The sequence below is a fragment of the Brenneria sp. L3-3C-1 genome, from assembly GCF_016456245.1.
Classification (GTDB): Bacteria; Pseudomonadota; Gammaproteobacteria; order Enterobacterales; family Enterobacteriaceae; genus Brenneria.
Genome location: NZ_JAEMHF010000009.1, coordinates 36,040 through 48,843, shown reverse-complemented (window position 1 = coordinate 48,843; position 12,804 = coordinate 36,040). Strand labels below are relative to the sequence as shown.

At 52.2% G+C, this 12,804-nt stretch carries 12 protein-coding genes, 1 tRNA gene and 1 pseudogene; 7 read left to right on the top strand and 7 right to left on the bottom strand.

The genetic code is table 11. The annotated features are described in order from the left end of the window. Window positions 1–256 precede the first annotated feature (256 nt). Window positions 257–613, top strand: coding sequence for a YceK/YidQ family lipoprotein (locus JG725_RS15990; protein WP_199378783.1), 357 nt, complete (start codon window positions 257–259; stop codon window positions 611–613). Window positions 614–749: 136 nt separating this feature from the next. On the opposite strand, the gene uspA is transcribed toward JG725_RS15990, so the two are convergent. Continuing rightward, a complete protein-coding gene (uspA, locus tag JG725_RS15985; protein ID WP_172291002.1) occupies window positions 750–1,187 on the bottom strand; it encodes a universal stress protein UspA in 438 nt (145 codons plus the stop codon). A gap of 566 nt (window positions 1,188–1,753) precedes the next feature. On the opposite strand from uspA, the gene uspB reads away from it, so the two are divergent. Continuing rightward, window positions 1,754–2,089: a universal stress protein UspB gene (gene uspB, locus JG725_RS15980; protein WP_172291001.1), complete on the top strand. Its 336-nt coding sequence runs from the start codon at window positions 1,754–1,756 to the stop codon at window positions 2,087–2,089. A 157-nt stretch (window positions 2,090–2,246) separates the two neighbouring features. On the opposite strand, the gene pitA is transcribed toward uspB, so the two are convergent. Beyond that, window positions 2,247–3,755, bottom strand: a complete 1,509-nt coding sequence (gene pitA / locus JG725_RS15975; protein ID WP_172291000.1) for an inorganic phosphate transporter PitA — start codon at window positions 3,753–3,755, stop codon at window positions 2,247–2,249. 280 nt (window positions 3,756–4,035) lie between these two features. Between pitA and JG725_RS15970 the strand changes: the two genes are divergently transcribed. Further along, window positions 4,036–5,235, top strand: coding sequence for an NAD(P)/FAD-dependent oxidoreductase (locus tag JG725_RS15970; RefSeq protein ID WP_172290999.1), 1,200 nt, complete (start codon window positions 4,036–4,038; stop codon window positions 5,233–5,235). A gap of 196 nt (window positions 5,236–5,431) precedes the next feature. After that, window positions 5,432–7,036 (top strand): EAL domain-containing protein, encoded by a 1,605-nt coding sequence (locus JG725_RS15965; RefSeq protein ID WP_199378781.1) that lies wholly within the window; start codon window positions 5,432–5,434, stop codon window positions 7,034–7,036. A 37-nt stretch (window positions 7,037–7,073) separates the two neighbouring features. Here the strand turns inward: JG725_RS15965 and JG725_RS15960 are convergent, their stop codons facing one another. From JG725_RS15960 to JG725_RS15945, 5 genes and pseudogenes are all read right to left on the bottom strand, one after another. After that, window positions 7,074–7,607, bottom strand: coding sequence for an Ail/Lom family outer membrane beta-barrel protein (locus JG725_RS15960; RefSeq protein ID WP_233356450.1), 534 nt, complete (start codon window positions 7,605–7,607; stop codon window positions 7,074–7,076). Between the two features lie 488 nt (window positions 7,608–8,095). Further along, window positions 8,096–8,383, bottom strand: coding sequence for a type II toxin-antitoxin system RelE/ParE family toxin (locus JG725_RS15955; protein ID WP_172290997.1), 288 nt, complete (start codon window positions 8,381–8,383; stop codon window positions 8,096–8,098). Further along, window positions 8,383–8,622 (bottom strand): type II toxin-antitoxin system RelB/DinJ family antitoxin, encoded by a 240-nt coding sequence (locus JG725_RS15950; RefSeq protein WP_172290996.1) that lies wholly within the window; start codon window positions 8,620–8,622, stop codon window positions 8,383–8,385. Before JG725_RS15950 ends, JG725_RS15955 begins: the two co-directional genes overlap by 1 nt. Before the next feature lie 96 nt (window positions 8,623–8,718). Beyond that, a pseudogene (locus tag JG725_RS20900) lies at window positions 8,719–8,856 on the bottom strand (integrase); the annotation flags it as partial. Between the two features lie 159 nt (window positions 8,857–9,015). Then, window positions 9,016–9,092 (bottom strand) — tRNA-Pro (locus JG725_RS15945). 242 nt (window positions 9,093–9,334) lie between these two features. Here JG725_RS15945 and uhpA point away from each other — a divergent pair. From uhpA to JG725_RS15930, 3 genes are read left to right on the top strand one after another with little or no spacing between them, the layout of a single operon-like run. Further along, window positions 9,335–9,925 (top strand): transcriptional regulator UhpA, encoded by a 591-nt coding sequence (gene uhpA, locus JG725_RS15940; RefSeq protein ID WP_172290995.1) that lies wholly within the window; start codon window positions 9,335–9,337, stop codon window positions 9,923–9,925. Continuing rightward, window positions 9,925–11,427, top strand: coding sequence for a signal transduction histidine-protein kinase/phosphatase UhpB (gene uhpB, locus JG725_RS15935; RefSeq protein ID WP_172290994.1), 1,503 nt, complete (start codon window positions 9,925–9,927; stop codon window positions 11,425–11,427). The genes uhpA and uhpB overlap by 1 nt, the downstream gene beginning before the upstream one ends. Before the next feature lie 8 nt (window positions 11,428–11,435). After that, window positions 11,436–12,776 (top strand): MFS transporter, encoded by a 1,341-nt coding sequence (locus JG725_RS15930; RefSeq protein WP_172290993.1) that lies wholly within the window; start codon window positions 11,436–11,438, stop codon window positions 12,774–12,776. Window positions 12,777–12,804 lie beyond the last annotated feature (28 nt).

The following is a 12,804-nucleotide window of genomic DNA, read 5'->3' as shown; positions in this document are numbered from 1 at the left end:
GCCTGAAGCGATACCCTTACGGCATATCTTTCTCATCAGGCTTGTCATCAATATGGTGACCCCTCTCAGACTTTCAATAGCTCGAAAAGAAAAATTGGCGTTTTTCATGCAATATTCACCGATGAAGCGCGTGTTATCACATACACTCAATGATGAGATAGACAAGAAGGCCGTCGCGTAACCACCGGATGTTCGCTTATCCGACGCCGCGTTTTATAACCGAGGCAAGGTTCGCTCTGCTCTAACGGACGATAATATGACCATACTGAAAAGTGCTCTGTTTTCTTTCATCATCACCGGCAGCGGAGTGATGGCAATCAGCGGTTGTTCCAGCGTGATGACCCACACCGGCGCCGATCAGGGCTACTATGCCGGCACGCGCGCCAGTATGGATATGCTGCGCGACGACGACACCAGTTGGGTGATGATGCCGCTGGTGGCGCTCGATCTGCCGTTCTCCGCCGTGGCGGACACGCTACTATTGCCCTATGACTATTACCGGGCGGACCGTGATAAAACCAGCACCTCGACGCACGATCGTATTCTACACAGCGAACAGCAAAACCAGACTGTCACTACACAGGCTGCCGGCATCCCCCACAATCAGCTTTAAGCTTGCTTTCCCCTTTCACTCCGCGGACAAACGCGCTTATCGGATAAGAGATAATTTTTTATTATACAAAAAAGGCACAGCGTACAAGCCATGCCTTTTGGTTATCGGAATAGATCAATCAGCCCGCACCCACTTTTTATTCATCGTCATCTTCGCGCAGCGGAACAATCAGCATATCGATATGTACGGTATTAATCAGCTGACGCGCGGAAGACATCAGTTTGCTCCAGAAATCCTGATGATGACCGCACAGCACCAAATCCATATCATATTTTTTGATCGCATCCACCAGCACCTGCCCCAGATCGCCGCTGCCGCTTAATGTTTCGGTAATGGGATAACCGGCATTCTGAGAAAGTTCGGTCAACGCATTCTGGGTTTCTTCAGAGATACGTTGCTGCATATCGCCCAGATTGACGTCGATAAGCCCGGTATAAAGATCGGAGTAATTCACATCGACATGAATTAAGGAAATCTTTGCGTTATACGGCCTCGCCATAGAGACCGCTTTTTCCACCAACACTTTGCTTTCCGGAGAAAGGTCAACAGCAATAAGGATATGTTTGTAAGCCATAATAAGACTCCTTCCGTAAAGACTAATAATCGGTCAGCAGATTTTCCTGCCAATCTGATACTTAACAGCGGCTTATATGATAACACTTCACTGCATTATGGTTATGTTCAGCAGATCACAACGCCACGTTTTAGCCAGTCATGAGGAAAACCGTGGGTTATGAAGACCTAACATCTTGATTATCTCATCAAAGACTGTTTTCAATCCTGTCAATATTATGAGTAAGTGTAGTAGAAAGCGCTTCTTTTCGCGGTCAAATCACGCAGTTTGTTCTTCGACTGAGGGCATTACGGCAGAGAAAGTCGCCTACTGCGCCGATTTTGCTCTATCTGTAGCAAAAAAATACGTTCCTCTTCTACAATAAAAGTGAGAGCGGCCGGCGCATGCCGCCATTCTCAAAGGGTGAGAAATAACAATGGGGTTAACGGTGATGAAATTGATCATCCGGCCGCATGATAAAATCACGTCAAGAACGTGTGGCATAAATATTCGCCGAGGCGCCGCCGGCAAAACCTGTATAGCCATTGCCTCCGACGAATAACACAATCGGGAACCGGGAGGGGAGCATGATCAGTACATTTGCGCTTTTCTGGGCTTTATGTGTTGTCTGCATCATCAATATGGCGCGATATTATTCCTCATTACGCGTATTACTGCTGATATTACGTGACTGTGACCCGTTGCTTTATCAGTACGTGGATGGGGGTGGTTTTTTCACATCACACGGTCAGCCAAGCAAACAAATCAGACTGGTACGTTATATCTACGCGCAGCGCTATCTTGAACATCACGATCCTGAGTTTATGCGGCGCTGTGAAAGGGTGCGCGGTCAGTTTCTGCTCACGACAGCCTTATGCGGATTGGTGGTCATCAGTTTGGTAGCGATGCTGATTTGGTATTAAACAATGAACGGTTATCCAGAGTAATAAAAAGGCGATCCTGTAAGAATCGCCTTTTTTATGATGGGCTATCCCTGCCCATCACCCTACGGGCCGTCGCAAGCGACGTTAAAAATTTCTCCAGGAAATTTTTTATGTGGGCTATCCCTGCCCATCACCCTCACAAAATAATTTTTAATGCCAACCAGTACAAGGTGCCGGACAGCAACAACGATACCGGCAGCGTCAATACCCAGGCCAGCAGGATATTTTTCACCGTTTTACCCTGAACGCCGCCGCCATCAACGATCATCGTCCCGGCGACCGCCGATGACAACACGTGGGTGGTGGAGACCGGCATCCCGGTATAGCTGGCGACGCCAATCGACAGCGCGGCGGTGACCTGCGCCGAGACGCCCTGCGCATAGGTCATTCCTTTCTTGCCGATTTTCTCGCCAATCGTGGTTGCAACACGCTTCCAGCCCACCATCGTACCCAGAGAGAGCGCCAGCGCGACGGCGATGATGATCCAGATAGGCGCATACTCAATGGTATGCAGCAGGTCGTTACGCAGGTTGCTCAGGTAGCGCCTATCTTCCGTCGGCGTTTCCGGCAGTTTGACGATCCGATCCATGGTATCGGCAATACACATCAGCAAGCGGCGCACTTTACCGCGATCGTCCGCGCTTAACTGCTCGTAGCTTTTCAGGTTGCTCAACAACACCTGGGTTTGCTCGATGGCAATCATGACGCGCGAGCTATCGCAGTGAAAATCGACGTTGCCGTTCGCCGGAATGGTTTTTTCCGGCGCCGGGATCAGCGGCGGAGAAAGGTCGATGACATGCGCCAGCGCCGCGCCGTGTTGCTGATAATACTCCTGTAAATTGACCACGGAATCGCGGGTACGGCTGATGTCATAGCCGGAGGCGTTCATATTGACGATAAAGCCGGCGGGCGCCACGCCAATCAGTACCAGCATGATCAGACCAATACCTTTCTGACCATCATTCGCGCCGTGTGAAAAGCTGACGCCGATAGCGGATAAAATCAGCGCGGTACGCGTCCAGAATGGCGGCTTGCGTTTACCATCCTGTTTTTCACGGTCGCTTGGCGTAAGGTGTACCCGCTTGCGTTTTTTACTGTTGCTCCAGAAACGGCGTAACAGGAAAACCATCAGACCCGCAATAATCATCCCGACGATCGGCGATAAAATTAACGACAGGAAAATAGCGATCATCTTGGGAACATTGAGCGCATCCACCACGGAGGTATCCGTCAGTAAGGCGTTGGTTAAACCAATACCGATGATGGCGCCGATCAACGTGTGCGAACTTGAGGCGGGAAGCCCGAAATACCAGGTGCCGAGATTCCAGATGATGGCGGCCAGCAGCATGGAAAAGACCATCGCCAGCCCGTGAGCTGAACTGACATTCAGCAATAAATCCGTGGGGAGCAGATGGACAATGGCGTAAGCAACGCTGAGTCCCCCCAGCAGCACGCCGAAAAAATTAAACACGCCCGCCATAACGACAGCGAACTGCGCTCGCATGGCACGGGTATAAATAACGGTAGCGACAGCGTTGGCTGTATCGTGAAAGCCATTGATGGCTTCATAAAATAATACAAACAACAAAGCCAGTATCAACATCAGGCCGGTGTAGTAATCCAGTCCGGCAAATAAATGTAGCATAAGCGTTAGGCCATTTAGTGGTCATGAACGCGGCGCATTATCGGCGACAAGCAGGGGCGGGGAAAAGGGAAATATGACTTTTTTTTGACTTAGGGTGTGATGGATACGGATGAAAAGTCCACTTAGTCAATAAAAATCAATGTATTATACATTTTTACCAAAACACGCAAATTGTTACGCTGGCATCTGACAGAAACGGACACTACAATTTGCCGCCCTGAACGTTGCAGGCTTCCTGTCAGGGCAGAGGACGCCAGCGCCAATAACCGGAGAAACCATTGTGGAACAGTTTGACGTTGTCATTATCGGCGCCGGAGCCGCGGGATTGTTCTGTGCCGCACAGGCCGGACAACAGGGACTGCGCGTTCTGCTGCTCGACAATGGTAAAAAACCCGGACGTAAAATTTTGATGTCCGGAGGGGGACGCTGCAACTTTACCAATCTGTACGCCGAGCCGGCGGCTTATCTGTCCCAAAATCCCCACTTTTGTAAATCGGCCCTGGCGCGCTATACCCAATGGGACTTTATCAGCCTGGTGAATAGCCACAATATCGCCTACCACGAGAAAACCCTCGGTCAACTGTTTTGCGATGATTCCGCTCAGCAGATCGTCGATATGTTGCTTAAGGAATGCGAGCAGGCTAACGTCACGATGCGTTTACGCAGCGAAGTGGCGACGGTGGAAAAACCGGATGGCGCGTTCATTTTGCAATTAGCCGATGGCACGACGCTTCATAGCCCGGCGCTGGTGATCGCCAGCGGCGGCCTGTCGATGCCGGGCCTGGGGGCGACGCCGTTTGGTTATCAAATCGCCCGGCAATTTGGGTTAAACGTCCTGCCGACGCGCGCGGCGCTGGTGCCCTTTACGCTGCATAAACCATTGCTGGAACACTTGCAGACGCTATCCGGCGTCTCCGTACCCGCGGTGATAACGGCCGAAAACGGCGCGACGTTCCGGGAAAACATGCTGTTTACGCATCGGGGGCTTTCCGGCCCGGCGGTGCTGCAACTCTCCAGCTACTGGCAGGCCGGCGAGTTCGTCACGATCAATTTGCTGCCGCATCAGGATTTGGCGGCGCTGATTAATGATGAACGGGCGGCTCACCCCAATCAAAGTCTGAAAACCACCCTGGCGCAATGGCTGCCAAAACGGCTGGTCGACTGTCTGCAAACGCTGGGACAATTGCCGGACGTCACGCTGAAGCAGTTGAACAACATCCAGCAACAGCAAATTGAAACCAACCTCCAGCAATGGCGGGTGCAACCCAATGGCACAGAAGGCTATCGGACGGCGGAAGTGACGTTAGGCGGCGTGGATACCCGTGAGTTATCCTCCAAAACGATGGAAGCCCGCAACGTTCCGGGATTGTATTTTATCGGCGAGGTGGTCGACGTCACCGGCTGGCTCGGCGGCTACAACTTCCAATGGGCCTGGAGTTCGGCCTGGGCCTGCGCCCAAGCGCTCGTAGCCGTGAAATAGAAACTATAATAATAATTGCCTGGTTATATCCAATCGCCATCACCTTGAGAGAAAGGCTTTTTACGGACACGACTTATTCGAGCAGCCTCAGAAATTAAGAGTGAATACAACATCTTCTGGTTCTGTAGACTTGCCACTGCCGTCGACTCACGTATCCTCATCCTAGGCATTGGATCCGCCAAAAAAGGAGATGTGGATGATTCCCGGATATGGCAAATATAAAAGTCACTGGCCGTTATTGCTGACAGCAAGTGTATTACCGCTGCTACTTGGATTGCTATTCACCTTCGTCGAATCCCGGGTGATGGTTAAACGGAATCTCGAATCTACTGCGTTAATCGCTCTGCATCACGCGGAAAACATCACCGAACAAGCGTGGGAGATGGTTGCCGAAATCCAGCGCTTGAGCGGTCAGCCATGCAATGTGATCGGCGCTGAATTGCAGCGGCTTGGCTCGGTGTTTTCCTACTTTCGCGCGATCGGCGTCACCAAGGATACTACTGTCTACTGTTCGTCGACGTTCCGTCATGCCTCTCCCCCCATGGACGTCGTGATCATGCAGCCTTTACCTTCCCCTCTGCCAACACGCTGGAGTCTGTCAATCGCTGGCTCATCCAGTGTGAAAAGCCGCCCGGGAATCATCTTCGTTCAAATGCCGCTCCATGGCTATGGCGCCTACGCTATGGTCGACGCCCAATATCTTATCGACCTGATGCTGGCGATCGGGGAGGCGCGTGGCTACCAATTGACGTTAACGGTAAATAACGGCTATCCCATTCAGGTTGGCCAGCCATTCCCCGCGCTTTCAGGCCTCTTTCCCCTCGCTGAGTTTGAAATAAAATCGGATAAGTTCCCGATTGCCGTACAGGTGACCGCGCCGATCGAAGAATCGATAAGAACCTGGAAACAAACGTTTTTTACCTTTCTTCCCATCACGCTAATCTTATCCCTGTTTTTTACCTTCGGCGTGTGGAACTGGCAAAAGCGCAAGCTATTATTTCGGGATGAAATTAAAAAAGGGATCGCTAATGGTGAATTCTCCGTTTATTACCAGCCAATCTACGACTCAGCGGAAAACCATTGTCTCGGCGTCGAAGCGCTACTGCGCTGGCGACGTAACAGCGGAAAATGGATCAGGCCGGACATCTTTATCGCGGCCGCCGAAGCGGAAAACATGATTATTCCCATTACCCGACACCTGTTTGACCTCGTCGCGACGGACATCGCGGGCTGGCGGGTAAGTCCGGGGTTCCATCTGGGCCTCAATGTCGCCGCGGAACATTTACAGCATCCGACTTTTGTTTCAGACGTCCGCCGTTTCGAAGCCAAGGTCGCGTCTCACCAACTGAAGATTACGCTGGAGCTTACGGAACGCAGCCTTATCAGCAATGGTTCCGACGTCATACAGCGGTTACATCAACTGCGTGAAGAGGGTTTCCTGATAGCCATTGACGATTTTGGCACCGGTCATTGTTCGCTCTCATACCTGCAAAACTTCCCTTTGGATTATCTGAAAATCGATAAGGGATTCGTCAGCGCCATCTCGTCATTGGATGAGGATGCGCCAATACTTGATGCCATCATTAACCTAAGCCACCGGATGAAGCTTAAAATGGTGGCGGAAGGCGTTGAAAACGCCAGACAACTGACTTACTTAAAACAGCGCGGTGTGATTTACATGCAGGGGTTTCTTTACGCCAGACCCATGGACAACGAATCGTTAATCGCCTGGCTACGTTACAACCACGATAAATCATTGGAGAGTTTTATGATAAAAGACGATGCTCAGGACGAAAAATAGCCAGCAGGTTTTCCTCGCCGGCTATTTATACTCTAAATCAGAAGCGGTAGCCTACACCGATATTGAAGGCGTCGATTTTTGCGTCATCAATTTTGGTGCCTTCATAGCCGATATCAATCGCCCAGTTAACCGCTGGCGTGATTTGAATACCTAAGCCATAAGCAAAACGCGACTCATCCTCACTTCCTGATTCAACAAATGGGCCGTAGTTATATTTCCAGTCAATTTTCCCATGACCGATACCGGCCAGACCATAGATGCTTACCAGATCGTTAAAGCGATAAGACGGGCCGGCCATCAGGGAGTAGTACTTCACTTTAAAGCTATCGTTGGAATTAAACTCCGAATCGTAATAATCGTCTTTTCCACTCAGGTAGGTAAAAGAGCCGATAATGCCGACAGGAGACGTTCCCTGATAATGATACTTGGCGGTAATACCTTTCAGATCTTTGAAACCATCAACGTTCGCTTGCGCATAACCTAAGGAGATCGTTTGCGCCGCATGAGCAACAGACATTCCCATACCGCAGGCAGCCAGGGCGGAAAGCAGCAGTGTCGTTTTTTTCATCATCAACATATCTTCCATGTTTGAACAATACAAAAGTGAGCCATACAGCGTATGAATTCAGTAACATCCGGACACTGTACGTATTTTTTTCGCACACAAAATTGCATTTAATAAAAATCATGTAAAGCCGGTTATCTGAGATAACTTATAAAATGGATACATTAAATTAATTAAAAAACAAAATGTTATAAAACAAAAACAACAAAACAAAGCCAGTTTGAAACGTGATTTTGAGAAATTTCTTAGGTAAGGGAAGTGTAAAAAACCATAAGCGGCAGGCTTGGCTGGGAACATCGCTTTCAAAATCATATTCTGAGTAAACTCCGTGAATGCCTCCTTTTACCGGTAAGTAAAAAACACAGCGAGCGACGGAGATGAACAGTTACGCGGCTTTGATTTCAGAAGTAGTTATACAGGGTATACCGATGGACAACAGGCAATAAAAAACCCGCTAATCCAGACAGGATGCTGAAGGAGGGATGTATTTATTACTAGCGTAATCGTTTTATCGCATCGTCGTAGGTTTCGGAGTGCTCACGTTTGCCAACTGACACGACAAAAACCACCACTTTTTCATCCTGAACCTGGTAAACCAACCGGTAGCCAGCAGAACGCAGCTTTATTTTGTAGCAGTCCGGCATCCCTCGTAATTTGTTTGCTTCTATACGCGGTGCTTCCAGAATATCGGCCAGTTTCTTTTTGAATTGATTGCGAACCGTCTCGCCCAGCTTGCGCCATTCCTTTAGTGCGCGTTCGTCAAAATCCAGAAAATACGACATTAAAGATCATCCAACGTCACACGTACTGGTTTAGGGTTGCGAAGGCGTTCACGGACAATTTCTACTAATTCAGCATCTTCATCACTAAGTAACGTTTGTTTGAAGGGAAGACGTTCATTTTCAGCAATGTATTCCAGCGTAAGACGCAATGCTTCAGAAGGCGTAACCCCCAATTTTTCAAGTGCGGCGTAGGAGCGTGCTTTAAGATCATCATCGATACGGAGATTAATGCTACCCATCATGTTCACCTTTGTATTTACATATGTCTTTACGTAGTGTCGCGCTTTTTTTACTCAGGTGCAAGGGGAGGGGTAATCCTTGCTCATAATAGGAAAAAATAGCCAAGGGCTCTTGGGCTTGGTAAGTAGGTTATTAATTCTTAAAACATTCTCGTTCTGTAACGTGTATTCCGTCTCGGCAGGTTTTGCGGATTTGATTTCGGTATTGGTCAGAGGGGTAGTTATACGTGCCATCGTAATTATATGGGGTGGTATAACTAAACTTTCCAGCTGTAAACGGGGTATACCGATAGATAACGGGCATTAAAAAACCCGCCAATCCAGACAGGATGCGGGTTTCTTGGTACTTTCCGGTGATATCCGTCTATTCCAGATCCTTACCGAAAGTCGATTTGGTCGGTGAGAGAGGATTCGAACCTCCGACCCCTTCGTCCCGAACGAAGTGCGCTACCAGGCTGCGCCACTCACCGAATGCGGGCGCATATTACTGCTACCCCATTGAAGCGTCAATCCCTTTTTAGAAAAAGGATTATGCCTGTTGGTAAAGTATCCAGTAACCGATCTCTCCCCCAATCCCCCGAATGCAAATCCACGGCGATCGGGCGAATTACGGTTTGGAAAACGTGTTAAATACGGAACACGCCAACAAGACTTGAACGACACTATCAGTGACGTTAAGGTACTCGCTTATTATATCGCCTGGTTCACCCCCATGATCACGATTGCTCTCATTGACGATCACCGTATCGTTCGTTCTGGTTTCGCCCAATTGCTGGCGCTTGAACCGGATATGCAGGTTGTCGGCGAGTTTGGTTCAGGCCGCGAGGCGCTGGCCGGGCTACCGGGGCGCGCCGTGCAGGTCTGCATATGCGATATCTCGATGCCGGATATTTCCGGTCTGGAACTTTTAAGCCAGTTGCCGAAAGGCATGGCGGTGGTGATGCTCTCCGTCCACGATAGCCCGGCGCTGATTGAACAGGCGCTGAATGCCGGCGCGCACGGATTTCTGTCCAAACGTTGCAGCCCCGATGAACTGATTGCCGCTGTCCGTACGGTGACGGCCGGCGGCTGCTACCTCACGCCGGATGTGGCCCTGAAACTCGCCTCCGCCAAGCAGGATCCGCTGACCCGCCGCGAACATCAGGTAGCGGAAAAACTCGCGCAGGGGATGGCGGTCAAAGAGATCGCCGCCGAACTGGGGCTATCGCCGAAAACCGTGCATGTTCACCGTGCCAACCTGATGGAAAAACTCGGCATCAGCAATGACGTCGAACTGGCCCGTCGACTATTCGCTGGTTGGTAATGCATCCGTTACTCGCCCGGCTCATCTCCGTTACCGCCAGCTTCTTTATTTTCTCCGCCGCGTGGTTCTGCCTGTGGGGCATTAGCCTGCATCTGGTGGAGCGACCGGAGCTGGCGGCGTTGCTGTTTCCGTTTGGTTTGCGTCTGGGATTGATGTTGCAATGCCCGCGCAGTTACTGGCCGGTATTGCTCGCCAGTGAATGGCTGCTGTTGGTTTGGCTGTCGCAGGAAGTGAACCTGCTTCACCTGCCCTTATTGACGATCGGAAGCCTGCTGTCACTGTTGCCCGTCGCATTGGTCAGCCGCCGGCGACGCCCGAATGACTGGCATACCTTGTTGCTACAGGGCGGCGCCCTGATCGCCGCCGCGCTATTACAGTCTCTGCCCTGGATTGGAAGCGGGGAAGACGCGCTTACCGTACTGCTGTTGACCCTGACTGGCGGACTCACGCTGGCGCCCACCTGTCTGGTTATCTGGCACTATCTCACCAGCGCCACCTGGTTGCCGCTCGGCCCGGCGCTGGTTTCACAGCCGATCAACTGGCGCACCCGGCATCTGCTCTGGTATCTGCTGCTGTTTGCCGTCAGCCTATGGCTACAGTTAGGGCTGCCGAATGAGCTGGCGCGCTTTACGCCGTTTTGTCTGGCGCTGCCGATTATCGCCCTCGCCTGGCATTACGGTTGGCAGGGGGCGCTCATCGCGACGCTGATGAATGCCATTGCCCTGATCGCCAGTCAGACCTGGCACGATCATCAGGTGGATTTACTGCTCTCGTTGCTGGCCCAGAGCCTGACGGGGTTGCTGCTGGGGGCGGGCATCCAGCGCTTAAGGGAACTTAATCTGTCCCTGCAAAACCAGTTGGCCCGCAATCATCGCCTTGCTGAGCGGCTGCTGGAAACCGAAGAGAGCGTCCGGCGGGAAGTAGCGCGCGAACTGCACGATGATATCGGCCAGACCATCACCGCGATCCGCACGCAAGCCGGTATTTTGCAACGGCTGGCGCCGGAAAATGCCGGAGTGAAGCAGAGCGGCGCGTTGATTGAGACGCTGTCTCTTGGCGTTTACGATTCGGTGCGCCGTTTGCTGGGCCGCCTGCGGCCGCGCCAGTTGGACGATCTTTCTCTTGAGCAGGCGATGCGTTCGTTGACGCGAGAGATGGAACTGGAAGCGCGCGGCATCGTAAGCCGCCTTAGTTGGCAAATTGACGAAGCGATGCTCAGCGAAAGCCAGCGCGTCACGCTGTTCCGCGTCTGTCAGGAAGGACTGAACAACATCGTCAAACACGCCAACGCCAGTACGGTCACGCTGCAATGCGGGTGCAAAGACAATCAACTCCTGCTGGTGATTGAAGACGACGGCTGCGGCCTGCCGCCGAATTCAGGACAGTTGGGCCTGGGCCTGACCGGCATGCGCGAACGGGTATCGGCCCTCGGTGGTTCGCTGACTATCTCCTGCACCCGCGGAACCCGCGTCACCGTCAGTCTGCCGCTGCGTAATCAATAAGGATCGTCATGTTTGGTTTTCTGAAAATTCCGCCCGGCATACCGCCGCTCACCGATCGGCAAGCGATTGACGAAACTTACCGCTACTGGCGACGGCACATTCTTATCTCTATCTATCTGGGCTACGCGCTATTTTACTTTACGCGTAAAAGTTTTAACGCAGCGGTGCCGGAAATTCTGGTTAACGGCATTTTGACGCGCAGCGACATCGGCCTGCTCGCCACGCTGTTTTACGTCACTTACGGCGTGTCGAAATTCTTTTCCGGTATCGTCAGCGACCAGTCTAACGCCCGCTACTTTATGGGGCTGGGGCTGATTGCCAGCGGCGTGGTGAACATTCTGTTCGGCTTTTCCTCGTCGCTATGGGTATTCGCCCTACTGTGGGTAGCGAATGCGTTCTTTCAGGGCTGGGGCTCGCCGGTGTGCGCGCGTTTACTCACTACCTGGTACTCGCGTACCGAGCGCGGCGGCTGGTGGGCGGTGTGGAACACGGCGCATAACGTGGGCGGCGCGTTGATACCGATGGTGGTGGGTGCGGCGGCGCTGCACTACGGCTGGCGAGCCGGGCTGATTATCGCCGGAACGCTGGCTATTCTGGTCGGGCTGTTTTTATGCTGGCGGCTGCGCGATCGTCCGCAAACCCTGGGGCTACCCAGCGTGGGCGAGTGGCGCCGCGATGCGTTGGAGATCGCGCAACAGCAGGAAGGCGTGGGGCTGTCGCACCGGGAAATTCTCCATAAGTACGTACTCACCAACCCTTACATCTGGCTGCTGGCGCTGTGCTATGTGCTGGTTTACGTGGTGCGGGCGGCCATCAACGACTGGGGCAATCTGTATATGTCAGAGACGCTCGGCGTAAACCTGGTCACCGCCAATTCGGCGGTAACCATGTTCGAACTGGGCGGATTTATTGGCGCGCTGGTTGCGGGCTGGGGGTCGGACAAACTGTTCAACGGCAATCGCGGGCCGATGAATCTGATCTTCGCGGCCGGCATCCTGCTATCGGTCGGCTCGCTTTGGCTAATGCCGTTCGCCAGCTATGTGATGCAGGCAGCCTGTTTCTTTACCACCGGCTTTTTTGTCTTTGGCCCGCAGATGCTGATTGGCATGGCGGCGGCGGAATGCTCGCACAAAGACGCGGCGGGGGCCGCCACCGGCTTCGTCGGACTATTTGCCTATCTCGGCGCATCGCTTTCCGGCTGGCCGCTGGCGCAAATTATGGATATCTGGCACTGGACCGGTTTTTTTGCGGTCATTGCGGTGGCGGCCGGCGTCTCCGCTCTGCTGCTGCTGCCGTTTTTAAATGCTCAGGCGCCGCGCAGCGGAGCAAAAATCCCCGCAGAAGCGTGACTCACTTCACTCTTTTTCACCTCAAAGA

Coding starts and splice junctions, on each gene's coding strand:
- JG725_RS15990 (WP_199378783.1), top strand. CDS start 257: ATGACCATACTGAAAAGTGCTCTGTTTTCTTTCATCATCACCGGCAGC.
- uspA (WP_172291002.1), bottom strand. CDS start 1,187: ATGGCTTACAAACATATCCTTATTGCTGTTGACCTTTCTCCGGAAAGC.
- uspB (WP_172291001.1), top strand. CDS start 1,754: ATGATCAGTACATTTGCGCTTTTCTGGGCTTTATGTGTTGTCTGCATC.
- pitA (WP_172291000.1), bottom strand. CDS start 3,755: ATGCTACATTTATTTGCCGGACTGGATTACTACACCGGCCTGATGTTG.
- JG725_RS15965 (WP_199378781.1), top strand. CDS start 5,432: ATGATTCCCGGATATGGCAAATATAAAAGTCACTGGCCGTTATTGCTG.
- JG725_RS15960 (WP_233356450.1), bottom strand. CDS start 7,607: ATGATGAAAAAAACGACACTGCTGCTTTCCGCCCTGGCTGCCTGCGGT.
- JG725_RS15955 (WP_172290997.1), bottom strand. CDS start 8,383: ATGTCGTATTTTCTGGATTTTGACGAACGCGCACTAAAGGAATGGCGC.
- JG725_RS15950 (WP_172290996.1), bottom strand. CDS start 8,622: ATGGGTAGCATTAATCTCCGTATCGATGATGATCTTAAAGCACGCTCC.
- uhpA (WP_172290995.1), top strand. CDS start 9,335: ATGATCACGATTGCTCTCATTGACGATCACCGTATCGTTCGTTCTGGT.
- uhpB (WP_172290994.1), top strand. CDS start 9,925: ATGCATCCGTTACTCGCCCGGCTCATCTCCGTTACCGCCAGCTTCTTT.
- JG725_RS15930 (WP_172290993.1), top strand. CDS start 11,436: ATGTTTGGTTTTCTGAAAATTCCGCCCGGCATACCGCCGCTCACCGAT.